Origin of the sequence: Moorena sp. SIOASIH, assembly GCF_010671925.1 — a bacterium.
Lineage (GTDB): Bacteria > Cyanobacteriota > Cyanobacteriia > Cyanobacteriales > Coleofasciculaceae > Moorena.
This window is the reverse complement of sequence record NZ_JAAHIH010000010.1, coordinates 121,903-137,705: the sequence shown is the minus strand read 5'-3', so window position 1 is coordinate 137,705 and position 15,803 is coordinate 121,903. Positions and strand designations below refer to the sequence as shown.

Sequence of the window (15,803 nt, the reverse complement as noted above, 5' to 3'; positions counted from 1 at the left end):
TGAAAGTTGAAAGTTGAAAGTTTAAGGTTATCTGTCAGCGATGGATGGCTTTATTTCGCTGATGGACGATTTTCAGAGCGATAAAAAGGCTTCTTGACCACAACGGCGGGATAGGATTTACCCCGGATTTCTACTTCCAGCTGCTGTCCAACTTTGCCCAACTTTCTGGGAACATAGGCTAGTGCGATCGCATTTCCTAAGGTTGGTGCTAATGTACCACTAGTAACAACTCCTACCACCTCACCATCAGCTAGGACTGGGTAACCATGGCGAGCAATCTGTCGTCCTTGCATCTGGATCCCAACTAGCTTGCGCTGGATTCCCGTTGCTTTTTGTTCCTCTAGCACCGAGCGTCCGATGAAGTCTCCTTTGCTGTCAAGATGCACAAGCCAACCTAACCCAGCTTCTAACGGTGTCGTGGTATCATCAATATCTTGTCCGTAGAGTGCCATTGCTGCTTCTAAGCGCAGGGTATCTCTGGCACCTAAACCACAGGGAGTGACACCAGACTCTAAAAGTGTCAGCCACAGCTCTATGCCCACATCTGGGTCTAGCATCAGCTCAAATCCATCTTCCCCCGTGTAGCCGGTTCTAGCCATAAATGCCGGTTTCCCCAACACCGTTGCCTCTAGATGTCCAAACCCTGGGACTGGTGCTAACGCTTCTTTGACAAATGGCTGAAGATGTGATATTGCCAATGGTCCCTGTACTGCAATCAAGACTTTTGATGTTGAGAGGTCTTGTAAGGTAACTGAGTCAGCATCCAGGTGAGCTAACAACCAGTCTTTGTCTTTGGTGCAGGTTGCTCCATTAACAATCATCATCCCCCGCTGCTCCCCAGACTCCTCCTCACCTTGGTAGTAGAAGATAATGTCATCAATGATTCCACCATTAGGATTTAACAACACCGTGTATTGAGCTTGACCCGGTTGCAAGCGGGTTAAATCCGAAGGCACTAGAGACTGCAATTGCTCCCGTAGTTGCTTACCATGAAAAGCAAACTTACCCATGTGGGAGATGTCGAAAATTCCGACAGCAGTTCGTACTGCAGCATGTTCTTTTTTCAATCCGCTAAATTGTACTGGCATTTCCCAACCAGCAAAAGCTGTCAAGCGGGCATTTTGTGCTACCACCTGGTCAAATAGGGGAGTGCGAGCCAGTTTAGGGGTTTCGGATTGGGAATCTGGAGATGCTGGAGAATTTGCCACGGGTTTTAATAATGGTGTTCAGTTATCAGGTTAGTGTACCATCTATCTGGTATTATCAGATGCGTTACCGTAGCACAATGTGGAATGGGCATCTTGCCCGTGTAGCGCAATGTGGAATGGGCATCTTGCCCGTGTAGCACAATGTGGAATGGGCATCTTGCCCGTTACAATTTCGCGTTTTATTAACAAACATTGGTAAACAGTTGGTAAACGCGCCACTTTTAAATTTATCACCATTAAGCTACTATATTATCTTGGTAAACACTATCGCACTCTCATGAACAAGAAACTAATTTGGTATATCAAATCTCAAGCTGGAGTTCTACTTTTTCCCTTAGGCTTATGCTTATTTGGAGAAGCGGTTTCTAAAAGAATTGAAGGAGAGCCTTGGTTTTGGTTAGGAACCTTAAGCTTAGTTGTGATTAATGCCGGGATTGGTTTGATGATTGAAAGCGGATTGATATCCGGTTTTCCCAGAGATAACGTTGCCAAAGACGACTCCAAAGAGTCAGTCCTAAAGACTGAATAAAAAAGTTTTTATTATCTTCGCCTTGCGTCCCCCCCCTACCCTCTCCCTTTAGTTTATCAATTAGCGTACCAAACGATTAGTAGACCTCTTGCAAAAGTATTTTTATGATACTGTTTTCGTGAATTATTCTCCACTGTTCCCTGTTCCCTGTTCCCTGTTCCCTGTTCCCTGTTCCCTGTTCCCGACTTCTGAAAGAAGTCTAGTTTACCAAGGTAACTGGCTTCCATCCCAGGAAAAAAACTTTCCACTATCCCCTTTATCCAGCTTTTCTATCACCGCCATTAGTTGAGTAACAGTACGCTCTACTGGGAATAACTTATCAGCAGGTACATTTTTTTGAAAGGGTTTAGAAAGGCGCGTATTGGTTGTACCAGGATGTAACGTGACAACGATAGTTTGAGGACTTTTTCTACTATATTCAATTGCCACCGTTCGCATCAACATATTTAAGGCTGCTTTCGATGCTCGATAGCCATACCATCCTCCAAGTTGGTTATCACCAATACTGCCAATTTTGGCAGAAATGCTAGCAAAAATACTGCGATCGCTATGACGGAATAATGGTAATAAATGTTTAGCCAGCAGCACTGCTCCAATACTGTTAACCTGGAAATAACGGATCAAGTGTTCTGAATTAATCTGTTTCAGGCTTTTTTCTGGTTGTAAGCTGCCGTCATGAAGCAATCCAACACAATTAATCACTAAGTGGAGTTTGTCTATCTCTACACTGATTTGTTTGACAGCTTCAGATACTTGCAACTCGTCGGTAATATCCATAGATAGACAAACTAATCGATTAGGATAGTTGCTTTCAAGGGCAATTAATTCCGAACTAGAATCACGGTTACGATAAGTGCCATAAATCTTGGTAAACGTTTCATCTTGCAGCAATTGTTTTACAAACGCCAGACCAATACCTCCACTGGAACCGATAATCAAGGCATTGGCATTGTTAATCCTATCTATAGACATTTATTAGCGCTCCGCGTAGGGAGTAGGGAGTAGGGAGTAGGGAGTAGGGAGTAGGGAGTAGGGAGTAGGGAGTAGGGGGCAGTGTAAATTAGCCTGAGTTTTCATGATATATTTGGAAATGCTATAGTATTAGATATCAGCTATCCCCTTAATTATAATAAAACTTTAGCGTTTAAAAGTACCCACTGAAATATCAACACTAACTGGGTCTTCATTATCCACTAAACCATCGCCATTTTCATCCCAAACAGAGGTCGCGAAGAAACCGCAACGAATATCGATTTCCTGCTCAGAAACTATCAAAAATAGAGACCCCTGTTTAGTGGCGCATTTAAATTCTGCTTTCTGGACTAGCTCTGGAGCGTTTGTGCGTAATTGAGCCAATACTTTCTGGCACTGTTGGTCAGAGTTAGAGCAAGCCAATGGCTTCACAAAAGTAGAATCATTGGCTACTAAGGGCAAAACCCCTAACCATGTACCAGTGCGATTGCCATTTCCTACGGGTTTATCCCAACAAAAAAAGCTGACTCGCTGGGGTTGTCCTTGATTCTGAAAAACCTTTAAACTTAAACCTTTGCTATCACTACACTCCCTTTTCCATTCAGCTATTTGTTCAGGAAAACTATCGCCAAGGTCAGCTAAAACTTCCTGACATTGACGTTCGCTACAATCCCCTGCTACCTTCCGAGGCTGAGTTTTGTCTGCTGGGGTTTCATTAGCACAACCAAGCACAAGGAAACTAACCACAACACTAGGAATTGCTAATCCTTTTAATCTCATGTCACAATTGCGAATAGTTATTATAGCGTTTCCTTTGACACTCCCCGGTCTAAAGACGGGGGGATTCTTGCTTGGCCGTAGGCCACGCTACGCGAACAGCGAGCCAACTTGCTCAACCAAACCGGAGTCAGGAAGAGTAGAGGTCGATTCTCCGCAAGCGTATCGGCGAAGCCGACGCTACGCGAACGGATCTAAAATCCCGGTTCCGACGTGCCCCGTCGTACCTAAGGCTCGTTTGAGAATATTGATTGCAGCGTTGTGTTCGCGAAGCGGTTCCGAAGGAACATCTCTATCTAACTTGCAACCACATTTGCAGACGTGGGTTCTAGTTGATAGAGATTTTTTTACTTCTTCGCCACAACTGGAACAATTCTGGCTTGTATAGGCAGGATTAACCGCAATAGTTATCTTGCTAAACTTAGTGCCAAAGTGCTCCATCCACTTTCTAAATTGATACCAACCTGCATCATTAATAGACTTAGCTAAACAGTGATTTTTTACTAAATTTTTGACTCTCAGATCTTCATAGGCGACCAGGTCGTTAGACCGGATTACGCAGCGCGCCAGTCTCTTGGCGTGCTCTTCACGCTGCCTACTTATTCTAAGATGATGTCTCCCTAGCCTATTAACTGCTTTCTTTCGATTGGATGAGCCCTTTTTCTTCCGAGAAACTCGGCGTTGATAAAACTTAAGGCGTTTCTCTCCCGTCCTGTAAAAACGAGGATTTGGTTCAGCTTTACCAGTGGAATCAGTATATAAATCTTTTAATCCTACATCTAAACCTATAGCTTTACCAGTCGGATCCAATTCCTCCTTGATGTCAACTGAAACACAGAACTGGACATAGTACCCATCAGCTCTTTTGACTATCCGAACTCGCTTGATTTGTTTTTTATCAAATCGCCACAATTCCCATTTGCCTTTGAGCTTGAGTTTTCCAATTTCCTTTTTGTCAGTAAATGTAATTGACTTTTTTTCGGGAGATAGTTTCCATCCAGATTGCTTATATTCTACAGAACGGCAATGTTTCTGGAATCTAGGAAAACCTTTCTTGCCAGGTACCTTTTTCTTGCAGTTGTCAAAGAAGCGAGCAATTGATGACCATGCACGCTCAGCACTGGACTGACGGGCAGTAGAGTTCAACTCATTAGCAAACGAAAACTTCTTAGCTAGAACAGCACTATACTTATTTAAGTCGTACTTGCTTACCCCCTTATTGTCCATCCAATAGCGGATACAACTGTTGCGAATGAATTTGACCGTTCTGATCGCTTCATCAATAGCTGAATATTGTTTTTGTTTGCCGTACGCTTTAAACTCTAGAATAATCATCAGTATCGACCTCTACCTCTTATCTTATTCTACAATAGCCAGCACAAAATTTCGGAACTATCTCAAATATTTTTTTTCACGGCGGCTAAAGCCACCATCTCGCTTTCATCCCCGGTCTAAAGACGCGGGGTTTTCAGCATCGTCGATTCTTTATAAATTTTATTCCTTGCTCCCTACTCCCTACTCCCTACTCCCTGCTCCCTTTGCTATATAGCAATTTCAATGTAAATTTGCCATCCTCAATCTACAGAGCAAATCATTCAAAGCATCCTTAGCTGATGGTGCTTCTGGTAACCAACTAGACTCAGACGCTTCCTCTAATTGACTCTGTAGACGACTATATTCCCCCTCATGAAAGTCCAAATTTGTATCTTCCAATACAGACTTTTCTGCTCCTGCTAGCTTTCGAGCGATTAAATCTGGAATATAAGGTAACTGGAACACATCATTCAGCTTAACCAAGTTAGCCTCTATTTCCCCAGTTTTCATTAAATGGATACCAGTCAAGAGTACTCGATAGACATAAAGCAAGGGTTTGACACGACATGGACTCATCTTTTGAAACAGTTTCCATTGGGTTCGGGAAAATCCTAGATAATGATGGGCATGGTAGCGAGTAATGCATTGTTTTGCGATCGCTTTTAATTCCTCATGCTGCGGTGTAGTGTGAATCACTAGGGGTGAGTACAGCTGCTCTAAGACATAACCATTCTTTTTCAGCAGCATCTCAAAGAACTTTTTGATATCGTGAGTGACTAGATCCAGTTCTATGGAATCCCGAATTTCCGAGACTTCAATCGTTTCGGGTCCCGGCTCCAGTCCTATAACCTTCTGCACTGGCAGAATGTGACTCCCACGCAAATCATAATCAGAATCCGGTGAAGGGAAACCATACAAATGGGCTCCACTGAGGGTAGCAAATAACAGTGGATGGGGTTGAGTAGAAATTACAGATAGTAGTTTTTGGTTTAAATTCATATACAGCGGTTTTCAATTGGGTGAGGTACATGTTTTTAGGGAGCAGGGAGTAGGGAGCAGGGAGTAGGGAGCAGGGAAGAGGCAAGAGGCAAGAGGAATCCCCCCTAACCCCCCTTACTAAGGGGGGCGGGCAAGAGTGAAACAATCCTGTGTACCTCAGGTGCGACCAGTGGCGAATTTAATTCTTAATGGGTCAAGCGCACCTAATAGTTATTAAAAACGCTGTATTATTACAGCAATACGTGTAAGAATTGTGATAATTTGGGTTAAATACTCCCTACTCCCTACTCCCTACTCCCTACTCCCTACTCCCTACTCCCTACTCCCTACTCCCTGTTCCCTGTTCCCTATTCCCTGTTCCCTTTGCTATAAACCCTACTTTGGCGTGCTTTAATCAAAAACCCATTAGCTGCTTCATAATCCGGACGTTCTGGCAAATTAGTGTTAGCAAAAGCAGCATCAAACTCTTGATGTAAGCTCAATCGCCAAGCAGTAACCTCCTCCCATGGCATTTCATCCCGACGGATGGCTAGGAGTTGTTGCCGATACTCTTCAACTTTCACTGGTACAAACCCCTCTTTCAAGACTGTGATCCCTGAGAGCAATAAACGGATTAAGTGCATAGCATGTTTTAATCGAACTGCTCCTTTAGTCCGAAAATCTTGCTCCATTTTCTTAAATTGGGACATCACATACCCATTATAGGTTTGGTAAACCAACTTAGACAGAAAAATATCTCGGATAGCTAGCAATTCCTGTGCTAGGGGAGTAGCTGTTTCCACTAGTGGTGTGTAGAGACATTCCAACACATTTGGATTAGCTTTCAGTGCCAAAATGATAAACTTTTGAAGCTCCCAGTAGCACTCCTGAGTCTCGTGGTTTTCTAACTGTTCCGGAATTCCATACAGTGACCAGTGAACCACAGCTGGTGGCAGGTAAATACCCCGTCTGTCTATATCAGAGTTTTCATCATCCAGACCAAATGCTCTCGACCCTACTACACAGCGGTAGATAACATGATCATATAAATTTAACTCTGTGAGTAAGTCTTCCGAGAGCTGTAACCCTTCTTTTTGGAAGTGTTTACGAATACTAAATTCATGGCGACGTAGGGTAACTTCCCTATCATCATGCAAACGCACCCGATAGGCATGGGAATCATCTGTTGGTGCCTTGACTATTACACCGACTGCTCCTTGTACACATAATGTTTCACCCGCAGAGTTTTTAGCAGCCACACGAGTTACCACTTGGGTACCGACTGGCAAGATTAGGTGAGGATTCATTTATTATAAGTTTTTTGTATCAACCCTAATATAGCAAAGGGAACATCGGATCTGGGAACAGCGAACATCGGATCTGGGAACAGCGAACTTCGGAGCAGGTAATAGGTAATAAGGAAACAAAATTTCTGTACCTAATAGCTATCAGAAACGCTATATAGCAATCCTAAATTAATTGTGATAATTTTTGTTCCCTTTTCCCTACTCCCTACTCCCTACTCCCTGTTCCCTGTTCCCAGATCCGATGTTCCCTTTGGTATAGCATTTTTAAGTAAGATGTCAAACTAGGCTTGATGGTAAATACGATTCAGTATTTTATCCACTAAATCTGGATCTTGATAAGGATTATTTTTTTTTGTTTTTTCCCAACTAATCCTAGCTTCAGATAGTAATTTATAATAGCTAGTTGGGGATTTAAAAACTACATTGTATTTCTCAAGCAAATAACCCTCTAATTGATCAAAGTTACATTTATATCGTTGTTTTATCCAAGTTAATACTTCTTTTTTTTCTTGTTGATTTAAATAGCCTTTACCCCCTTTATAAGATAATTTTAATCCTTCTACACCCGCTGCATGAAAATTTTTTTTCCACTTACTAATGAAGCTCTTTGATACATTTAATGCTTCGGATATTGCTTGATAGTCCCAGCCTTGTATGGCAAATTTTACAGCTAGCGCTCTTTTTAATTCTCTTGAATCTGGATTACTCTTAATCCACTTATCCAACTCTCGGTTTTCTTTATTTGACATAGAGTTTGGCTCCCATATTTTTAAAATCATTTTTTATAATTTTTAACTAAAATCATTCTATTAATAAGTTGAAATTATTAATGATAATGATGAACAAATTTAAATTTGATTACCACAAATACCTACTCCCTAAAAGCCAGGGCTAAAGTCCCTAAATCAATTGAGTAGTGCTATATATTAATGGTGATACCTATCAGTATTTTTGTTTAGCGTAAATGTTTTTTAAGTGCTTTTTAACCGTATTGATGCTGATAAATAGCTGCTGGGCAATTTCTCGGTAAGTAAAGTTCGCTTTTTTAAGTGACCATATTTGCTCTTCCCGGGGAGTTAACCCATATTTGAGCGCATCAGTGCTAGCGGAATTTTGAGAAGATTGATTTTGATCTTCTAGGGTTACTAACAGGTAAGGATCTGGGGATAACTCTAACGTTAACCATCTAACCCTAACCCGAAAGTTAACTGACTTATCCACTTTAATTTCAGCTTCGAGAATTAGTTTGCGATCGCAAAACCACTCACGACTATCAATTAATGATTCGCAAACTCGCCAAATTGGGTCAGGGATAGAATTTATCTGTGACCTACCTTGAGTGATTTGAGAACACATTCGACGTCCACACTCATTGGCATGAAACCAATCTTGGTTAGTAGTTAGAATCAGCACCCCATCCACAAACCCCTCAAGGATTGCTTGGATCAGTAATGGGGGTTCTGATCTTGTTTGTGCCATGACTAGGATTACCTGAATTACACATTATCCAGAATTCCGAATTTGTCCAGGCTTTGCTAGACACAGTTTTGGATCAGCTTTGGCTCAGCTGGTGATCACAACAGATGAGCCAAAATTGGCACTTGACAATTGGTATAATAAAGTATAATAATTTTGAGTTCTCAGCTGGCTCTAGTTTGGATTATTAACACATCAAGTACCAAAGCATTGTGAACAGGATTGTGAAGAGGTTTTCTGAGGTGCGACCAGTGATGGCGTTCGCGTAGCGTGACCTACGGTCAAGGGATTGCTCGCCATCACGGAAAGCGCACCTAAGTGTTGGTGGGATCTTGTCACTTACTTTAGGAGTATGTCTATTGACAGAGCCTCCGATGGCGTAGCGTGCGCGTAGCGCATTAAGATTCTTTATGAAGCGAGGATGTTTGAGAAGTACCACATGTTTGGCATGAGCGATCATTATCGGAAATCTGAGGGACTTTGAGCCACTTACCCCCTTGCTTTGGGGGGTTAGGGGGGCCTTTCGAGTAAGATACCAACACCTTTAAAATAGCCTCTTAGACCTGGAATATGCCTAAAAGCGTTTACCAGAGTTTAGCTCCGATTTCCTTGAGCTTAGGTTTTGCTTCGATTCGAATATAGCATTTTTTTTGAGATGTAAACAGCGGACTCGTCGAAACAGGGAACTTCGGATCAGGGAACAGGGAACAGTAGGAAAGAGCTCCAAAGAGTTTTTGATGTTATGAGAAATCATCAAGATTGTTCATGACCTATTTGTAAATCCTATAGCTGAGGTGAGATTTTGCCATCTTTACAAGCGTCTCGACAGGGAAGACTAACAATTAAACAGTATCGAAACCGAAAGGGATGGACGATAGAGGATCACAGATGGCTGGTCGAGGCGAGTAAGATCTTAAATCCAGATATCGACTGGGCATCCTCCGAGTATGGGTTGCAAGAAATCTATGCTCCTGGTGTCTCCCTAGCTACTTGGAAACGCTTCTTGCAAGGAAAGCCGATTAATGCCCAAGTTTTCCAGGTATTTTGCCAAGTTTTAGGACTTAACTGGGAATATGTGATTGAGAACAACCTCCCTAAGTCCTCAATCCAGAAGACAACCGCTAAAATCCCCCCAAATCGAGTAGATTGGTCAGCAGCGCCGGATGTGCCAGTTTTCTTTGGACGTACCGAAGAATTGGCTACCCTAGTGCAATGGATTCTCCAGGATCGTTGCCGAGTGGTGGCAATTCTAGGAATGGGTGGAATTGGTAAAACTGGACTCTCCCTCAAGCTAGGTAAGGGTGGAATTGGCAAAACTGATCAGTCCCTCAAGCTAGCCCATGGCATTCAGGATGAGTTTGAGTACGTCATTTGGCGTACGCTACTTAATGCTCCTCCCATTATCAAAATTCTCGAAGATATCATCAAATTTCTCTCCAACCAGGTAGAAAGCCATTTACCAGACACCATAGATGCTCAACTATCACTACTACTTCACTATTTGCGTGAGCATCGCTGTTTGCTAATCCTGGATAATGTGGAATCAATTCTACAAGGTGGTGACAAGCCTGGACAATATCGAGAGGGATATGAAGAGTATGAGCAACTGTTCCGACAAATTGGAGAAGTCTCCCATCAAAGCTGCTTGTTGATCACCAGCCGAGAGAAGCCCCACGCCATTGCCAGACTTGAAGGCAAAACACGACCGGTTCGTTGCCTGGAATTAAGCGGTTTTGAAGTTTCAGAGGGCAAAAAAATATTTAATTCCATTGCATCGTTCTCTGGTTCAGATCAGCAATGGCAAGAACTGATTGACTTTTACAACGGTAATCCTTTATCCCTAGAAATTGTTGCCAAGCATATTGATGAAGTATTTTTGGGTAATATTGGTGACTTTTTAACAGAAGGTAAACCCGTCTTCGATGACTTTCGTGAAGTGTTAACCTGGCACTTTGAGCACTTGTCAGACTACGAAAAGGAAATTCTGTACTGGTTGGCAATTAATCGGGAAGCAGTTTCCCTTGCCCAACTCCGAGAGGATATCCTCTCACCAGTGGCTAAACAACAGTTACCAGTAACACTGCAATCCCTGCAAAGACGTTTACCTTTGGAAAAAAGTTCAGCAGGCTTTACCCTGCAACCTGTCCTGATCGAGTACATGACTGAAAAAATCATTGAGCAGGTTAGTCAGGAAATACTCACAGATAAAATAGCTCTGTTTAATTCTCATTGTTTGCTGAAGGCTTTGGCAAAACAGTACGTTCGGGAAGCTCAATCCCGTCTGCTCCTCAAACCAGTAATCGACCTGCTAATCGCTAGTTTGACTAGTCAAAGTTGTCTGGAAGAAACCCTAAATTGTAGTCTTTCAAAGATAAGAGAAGACTTGGTGCCAAAGGTAGGCTATGTAGCCGGTAATATCCTTAATCTGCTCTGCCAACTTCAAACTGATTTAAGGGGTTATGATTTTTCTAATCTCACTATTTTGCAAGCTTACCTTCAGGGGGTAGAGTTGCTAGATATAAACTTCGCTAATGCTACCATCGCTAAATCAGTTTTTACTCAACCTTTTGGTAGTATTTTGTCAGTAGCATTTAGCCCCGATGCCCAGCTTTTGGCTGCGGGTGATAGCATGGGCAAGATTCATCTGTGGCAAATTGCCGATAGTCAATACCGTTTAACCTTGAAGGGACACACCAGTTGGGTATGGTCTTTGGCCTTTACTAGGCTAGATGATGGTAACAGTGAAGACACTCAGATTTTGGCTAGTAGCTCTGAAGATCAAACCGTCAGGCTCTGGGATATTGCTACCAGTCAATGTCTCCACACCTTGCGAGGACATAGGAGTAGAATATGGTCAGTTGCTTTAAGTGGAGATGGCACAATTGTTGCTACTGGCAGTGGCGATAAAACCGTTAGAATCTGGGATGTTAGTACCGGTGAATGCTTGAACATCTTGTCAGAGCACTCCCAGACCGTAAGAGCCGTAGCTTGTAGTCCTAATGGTGCCATTATCGCTAGTGGCAGTGAAGATAAAACTGTCAAACTCTGGGACTCTGATACAGGTGAATGTCTCAGCACCTTGCAAGGACACTCTCAGCAGGTCAGGTCAGTGGCTTTCAGCCCCGATGGAACTACTCTCGCCAGTAGTAGTGATGACAAAACCGTAAGGCTATGGAATCTTAGTACCGGTGAATGCCTTAAGATTCTGCGGGGACATACAAAAAGCATACGGTCAATCGGGTTTAGTAGAGATGGCACCACTCTCGCCAGTAGTAGTGATGACAAAACCGTAAGGCTATGGAATCTTAGCACCGGTGAATGTGTTAATAAGTTGTACGGACATACCAATGGCGTATGGTCTATTGCTTTCAGTCCAGATGGCGTAACCTTAGCCAGTGGTAGTGATGACCAAACCGTAAGGCTATGGAATATTAACACTGGTCAATGCCTCAACACGTTTCGAGGATATACCAATGGCGTATGGTCTATTGCTTTCAGTCCAGATGGCACAACCCTCGCCAGTGGCTGTGAAGACCAAACCGTCAGACTTTGGGATGTTGGTACCGGTGAATGCCTCGATACCTTACGAGGACATACCAATTTGATATTTTCTGTTGCCTTCAGTCGAGATGGTACAATCTTAGTTAGTGGCTCTAAAGACCAAACCCTCAGACTCTGGGATATTAGCACTGGTGAATGCCTCAACACCTTCCACGGACCCAAGTGGGTACTTTCAGTGGCCTTTAGTCCCAATGGAGAAATCTTAGCCAGTGGTCATAATGACGATAAGGTAAGACTCTGGGATATTAGCACCGGTGAGTGTTTCCAGACCTTATTAGGACACAGGAGTTTGGTCTGGTCAGTGGCTTTCAGTCCAGATGGTACAATTATTGCTAGTGGCTGTGAAGACCAAACCGTTAAACTCTGGGATGTTGACACCGGTGACTGTTTGAGTACTTTGCAGGGACACCGGAATATCATCAAGTCCGTTGTCTTTAGTGGAAATGGCAGAATTCTCGCTAGTGGCTGTGAAGACCACACTGTCAGGCTCTGGGATGTTGGCACTGGTGAGTGTCTCAAAACTTTGCGTGGACACACCCATCGATTACGCTCAGTGGCGTTCAACCCTAATGGTAAACTGATCGCTAGTGGTAGTTATGATAAAACCTGTAAGCTCTGGGATGTTCAGACAGGTGAATGTTTAAAAACTCTCCATGGACATACTAATGTGGTATGGTCTGTTGCTTTCAGTCGAGATGGTTTAATGCTGGCCAGTAGCAGCAACGATGGCACAATTAAGTTTTGGGATATTGAGACGGGTCAATGTATCAAAACCCTGAGAGTGCCTAGACCCTATGAGGGGATGAATATCGCCGGTGTTACTGGTTTAACAAAAGCAACTATTACCTCCCTGAAAGCTTTGGGAGCCGTTGATTAGACTTCGTGACAGAAGTAGGGAGTAGGGAGTAGGGAGTAGGGAGTAGGGAGTAGAGATGTAGGGTGGGCAGTGCATCGGTTAGATTCACTTACTGGCGATAGCATGGGTAAGCACTGCCCACCATAGTGACTGTAGGGTGGGCAGTGCATCGGTTAGATTCACTTGCTGGCGATAGCATTGTTAAGCACTGCCCACCAAAGGATTAATCACAATGGTGGAACAGCTCAGTGACTGTAGTGACTGTAGGGTGGGCAGTGCATCGGTTAGATTCACTGACTAGCCATAGCATGGGTAAGCACTGCCCACCATAGTGACTGTAGGGTGGGCAGAGCATCGGTTAGATTCACTTACTAGCCATAGCATTGGTAAGCACTGCCCACCATAGGATTAATCTCAATCGTGCAACAGCTCACTTCACCCCTACCTACTAGCAGATAATATTTTTTTGAAGCACAAAGCAATTACTCCAAAGATCAGGATAAGCCCAACTGGTACTATCACACTATCAATCAAAGGGTTTTTACAGCTGTTCTCCAAGGGGGGGATAATCTTGGATACAGTCTCACACTGCTTCCCATCAAAATCCATTAAAGCCGTAACAGCTGTTCCCGCACCAACTACTGTTACTAGAGTCTGGAAGTTGCGATCGCGTTCTGCTTTTTCCAGCTCAATTTGACTACGGATGGCATTGATTCTGGTCTCTAGCAACCGTAATGCCACCTCCATTATATCATAGTCTTTAGTAACCTGCAATAGGTAATTTTCCTTTACCTCTTTACTAAACGTTTCTAAAAACTCTAGGTTATTATCGGCACCTAATTTTTGGCATTTTTGGTTGATGATTTCTAAACGGGTTTGATAATTGAATAAATTAATCTCGATAATTTGGTTTTGAAAATTTAGTTTAGGCAAATCCAGGGTATAGTTCCCTAAAGACTTTTGAATGTCATCGAGTTTGGCGGCGATGGTTTGGTCTCTAAAGCCAGAAGAGTTTTGGTCAGTGATAAGTCTCTGATTTTCTTCAACCTGCTTATAGAAATCTACCAATGACTTTTTGATTAAGCGACTTTGGCTGTAAGCCCATAAAATTTTGTTTCTATAACTAAACAGACCCATCCAATCAGTATACAACTCCGCTGCCTTTTCCATACTTTCTTGGTCAGGAAAGATCATAATGATCACATGGCAGTTGGCCTGACTATGGGGTTGATATCGCCACAGTTCAAAAACTTGACCACCAAATAAGCTTCCTTTTCCATGTAAATCTTGTGACCAATTCGCCCCTTTATCGAAAACCTTATTCCCAGATTTTGCAATGTCTTTTTCCTGTTTGGTCGAATTTTCTGCTGAAGATAATTCCTGTAAATCTTGTGACCAATTAGCCGCTGTCATTAAAACCTGATAACAGGATTTAGCAATGTATTCGTAGCTTTTGCTCGATGTTTTCGGTAACCATCCAGAAAGCATCCAAGTTTGCCCTAGGGTCGCTGTTTCACCTTGTAATCTCCATTCAATTTCGGCTCGGAGTCTGGCAAAACAGTCAGGGGTTTGGGGGTCGGTTTGATTGTTAATGGAACAATCAATTTGCAAGCCATAGGTATCATTTAAGCGGACAGGGTAGTAGTACCCTTCTAGGGTATCGTTTGCTGTGGTAAAGTCATAATACTTTTGCTTAGGGAGTAGTTCTAAATATTTAGTTTCTAGATCAGGATCAGAGAATTGACTATCTGCTGGGAGTTTAGCTCGGAACTTAGCTTGCTTTTGTTGCTTCTCAGCTTCAGTGAGGTTGAGAGCATCTCGTAAGTCATATAAAAATAAATCGATAGTTGGAAAGATTAGATCGCTCACTATAGCACTCTTTTAAATTGGGTGAGGGACAAATTCTTAGGTTTTAGGGAGCAGGGAGCAGGGAGTAGGGAACAGGGAACAGGGAACAGGGAAAAAATCCTGTTTACCTAATAGTTATGAAAAACGCTGTAATATTAAAACCGTTGTAGTTTAGTTAAAGTTAATTTGGTTTAGTGGTTAGCACCGTTAGTTAAGGAAACTCCCAGGAACTAATCATACCAAACTTATGAGTATAGTGTTGATGATACTTACGAGCTACATTCAATGTTCTTCCTTGTCTTGATGCAAAGCGAGAGTGGTTTGGGTTCTGTCTGGATCCTGAATAAAAGGGGACACGCCAGTCGCTAATCTGACTCCCCATCTCCCCATCTCCCATCTCCCCATCTCCCCATCTCCCGACTCCCGAATTGGGTACTTTACTTTTCAGAAGTCCCTAAAAACTGTTTCAGTTTGTCCAAGGGTAATTCTTTCACAGCTGCTTCTGGTTGTTCTGTACGACTGACGACAATCACAATATTATTAATTTGTTGCTCATAGCCTGTAGGTGATGACTTAGGTTTATGTCCTTTCATGCCCCAGACACTGCTAGGTGTATTGACTGGCTGGATTTCCGCTTCTGTGGGGAGATAGTCTGGGTGAATATCGACCTTAGTGTCAAGTTGGTTGTAATAGGTTTGGTAACGTTGATTTAACTCAGGATTGGCTGCAATCATCTCTAGCAGCTTGGGTTTGGTATACCTCTCCCAGGCCAGAGGTTGGGCATCAAGTTGATCGCCAATTTCTTTGATGCTCTTATTCTCAGCTTGACTCAAGGGTGTGTCTAAATCGGTCAGAGCAAGTAAAAAAGCTAATAAGGTTTTGTTGGTATTCATCAGCCACTGCCACTACTTCAATCACTATCATCTTTATACACGAAGGATCAGCCTAGTTCCCGAAATTGTGATAGTATGTTACGC

The 15,803-nt window shown here is 42.8% G+C and carries 16 protein-coding genes and 1 pseudogene; 5 read left to right on the top strand and 12 right to left on the bottom strand.

The genetic code is table 11. The annotated features are described in order from the left end of the window. Window positions 1-50: 50 nt before the first annotated feature. Window positions 51-1,208: a glycine cleavage system aminomethyltransferase GcvT gene (gcvT, locus tag F6J90_RS41380; protein ID WP_293108161.1), complete on the bottom strand. Its 1,158-nt coding sequence runs from the start codon at window positions 1,206-1,208 to the stop codon at window positions 51-53. Between gcvT and F6J90_RS41375 the strand changes: the two genes are divergently transcribed. Continuing rightward, window positions 1,202-1,345, top strand: a complete 144-nt coding sequence (locus tag F6J90_RS41375; RefSeq protein WP_293108158.1) for a hypothetical protein — start codon at window positions 1,202-1,204, stop codon at window positions 1,343-1,345. The two genes, gcvT and F6J90_RS41375, sit on opposite strands and share 7 nt — an antisense overlap. Window positions 1,346-1,485: 140 nt before the next feature. Continuing rightward, entirely contained in the window at window positions 1,486-1,737 is a 252-nt protein-coding gene (locus tag F6J90_RS41370; RefSeq protein ID WP_071103539.1) for a hypothetical protein, read from the top strand. 204 nt (window positions 1,738-1,941) lie between these two features. Here the strand turns inward: F6J90_RS41370 and F6J90_RS41365 are convergent, their stop codons facing one another. The 3 genes and pseudogenes from F6J90_RS41365 to F6J90_RS41355 form a co-directional block, all read right to left on the bottom strand. Beyond that, window positions 1,942-2,709: an SDR family NAD(P)-dependent oxidoreductase gene (locus F6J90_RS41365; RefSeq protein WP_293108155.1), complete on the bottom strand. Its 768-nt coding sequence runs from the start codon at window positions 2,707-2,709 to the stop codon at window positions 1,942-1,944. 165 nt (window positions 2,710-2,874) lie between these two features. After that, window positions 2,875-3,489, bottom strand: coding sequence for a hypothetical protein (locus tag F6J90_RS41360; RefSeq protein ID WP_293108152.1), 615 nt, complete (start codon window positions 3,487-3,489; stop codon window positions 2,875-2,877). Window positions 3,490-3,576: 87 nt separating this feature from the next. After that, window positions 3,577-4,821 (bottom strand): annotated as a pseudogene (locus tag F6J90_RS41355) (transposase). Here F6J90_RS41355 and F6J90_RS41350 point away from each other — a divergent pair. Next, window positions 4,790-5,035, top strand: a complete 246-nt coding sequence (locus F6J90_RS41350; RefSeq protein WP_293108149.1) for a hypothetical protein — start codon at window positions 4,790-4,792, stop codon at window positions 5,033-5,035. The pseudogene F6J90_RS41355 and the gene F6J90_RS41350 sit on opposite strands and share 32 nt — an antisense overlap. A 5-nt stretch (window positions 5,036-5,040) precedes the next feature. On the opposite strand, the gene F6J90_RS41345 is transcribed toward F6J90_RS41350, so the two are convergent. Beyond that, complete coding sequence (locus F6J90_RS41345; protein WP_293108146.1) at window positions 5,041-5,799, bottom strand: nucleotidyltransferase domain-containing protein; 759 nt, start codon at window positions 5,797-5,799, stop codon at window positions 5,041-5,043. Between the two features lie 253 nt (window positions 5,800-6,052). Between F6J90_RS41345 and F6J90_RS41340 the strand changes: the two genes are divergently transcribed. Next, window positions 6,053-6,193: a hypothetical protein gene (locus F6J90_RS41340; protein ID WP_293108143.1), complete on the top strand. Its 141-nt coding sequence runs from the start codon at window positions 6,053-6,055 to the stop codon at window positions 6,191-6,193. On the opposite strand, the gene F6J90_RS41335 is transcribed toward F6J90_RS41340, so the two are convergent. The 4 genes from F6J90_RS41335 to F6J90_RS41320 all read right to left on the bottom strand — a co-directional run bounded on the left by F6J90_RS41335 (window position 6,147) and on the right by F6J90_RS41320 (window position 9,021). Further along, the gene (locus tag F6J90_RS41335) at window positions 6,147-7,085 is read right to left on the bottom strand and encodes a nucleotidyltransferase domain-containing protein (RefSeq protein WP_293108140.1); all 939 of its coding nucleotides are present in this window, start codon (window positions 7,083-7,085) and stop codon (window positions 6,147-6,149) included. The genes F6J90_RS41340 and F6J90_RS41335 overlap by 47 nt on opposite strands. Before the next feature lie 281 nt (window positions 7,086-7,366). After that, a complete protein-coding gene (locus tag F6J90_RS41330) occupies window positions 7,367-7,834 on the bottom strand; it encodes a helix-turn-helix domain-containing protein (RefSeq protein ID WP_293108137.1) in 468 nt (155 codons plus the stop codon). A 193-nt stretch (window positions 7,835-8,027) separates the two neighbouring features. Then, window positions 8,028-8,564 carry a helix-turn-helix transcriptional regulator gene (locus tag F6J90_RS41325; protein ID WP_293108134.1) on the bottom strand — a complete coding sequence of 179 codons (537 nt, stop codon included), beginning with the start codon at window positions 8,562-8,564 and terminating at the stop codon, window positions 8,028-8,030. A 184-nt stretch (window positions 8,565-8,748) separates the two neighbouring features. Further along, entirely contained in the window at window positions 8,749-9,021 is a 273-nt protein-coding gene (locus F6J90_RS41320) for a hypothetical protein (protein ID WP_293108131.1), read from the bottom strand. Window positions 9,022-9,363: 342 nt separating this feature from the next. On the opposite strand from F6J90_RS41320, the gene F6J90_RS41315 reads away from it, so the two are divergent. Then, complete coding sequence (locus F6J90_RS41315; protein WP_293108129.1) at window positions 9,364-12,999, top strand: NB-ARC domain-containing protein; 3,636 nt, start codon at window positions 9,364-9,366, stop codon at window positions 12,997-12,999. A 420-nt stretch (window positions 13,000-13,419) separates the two neighbouring features. On the opposite strand, the gene F6J90_RS41310 is transcribed toward F6J90_RS41315, so the two are convergent. The 3 genes from F6J90_RS41310 to F6J90_RS41300 all read right to left on the bottom strand — a co-directional run bounded on the left by F6J90_RS41310 (window position 13,420) and on the right by F6J90_RS41300 (window position 15,719). Further along, window positions 13,420-14,847, bottom strand: a complete 1,428-nt coding sequence (locus F6J90_RS41310; RefSeq protein WP_293108126.1) for a hypothetical protein — start codon at window positions 14,845-14,847, stop codon at window positions 13,420-13,422. A 261-nt stretch (window positions 14,848-15,108) separates the two neighbouring features. Beyond that, complete coding sequence (locus tag F6J90_RS41305) at window positions 15,109-15,231, bottom strand: hypothetical protein (RefSeq protein WP_293108123.1); 123 nt, start codon at window positions 15,229-15,231, stop codon at window positions 15,109-15,111. Between the two features lie 32 nt (window positions 15,232-15,263). Further along, on the bottom strand, window positions 15,264-15,719 hold the full coding sequence (locus F6J90_RS41300; RefSeq protein ID WP_293108120.1) for a hypothetical protein: 456 nt from the start codon (window positions 15,717-15,719) through the stop codon (window positions 15,264-15,266). Window positions 15,720-15,803 lie beyond the last annotated feature (84 nt).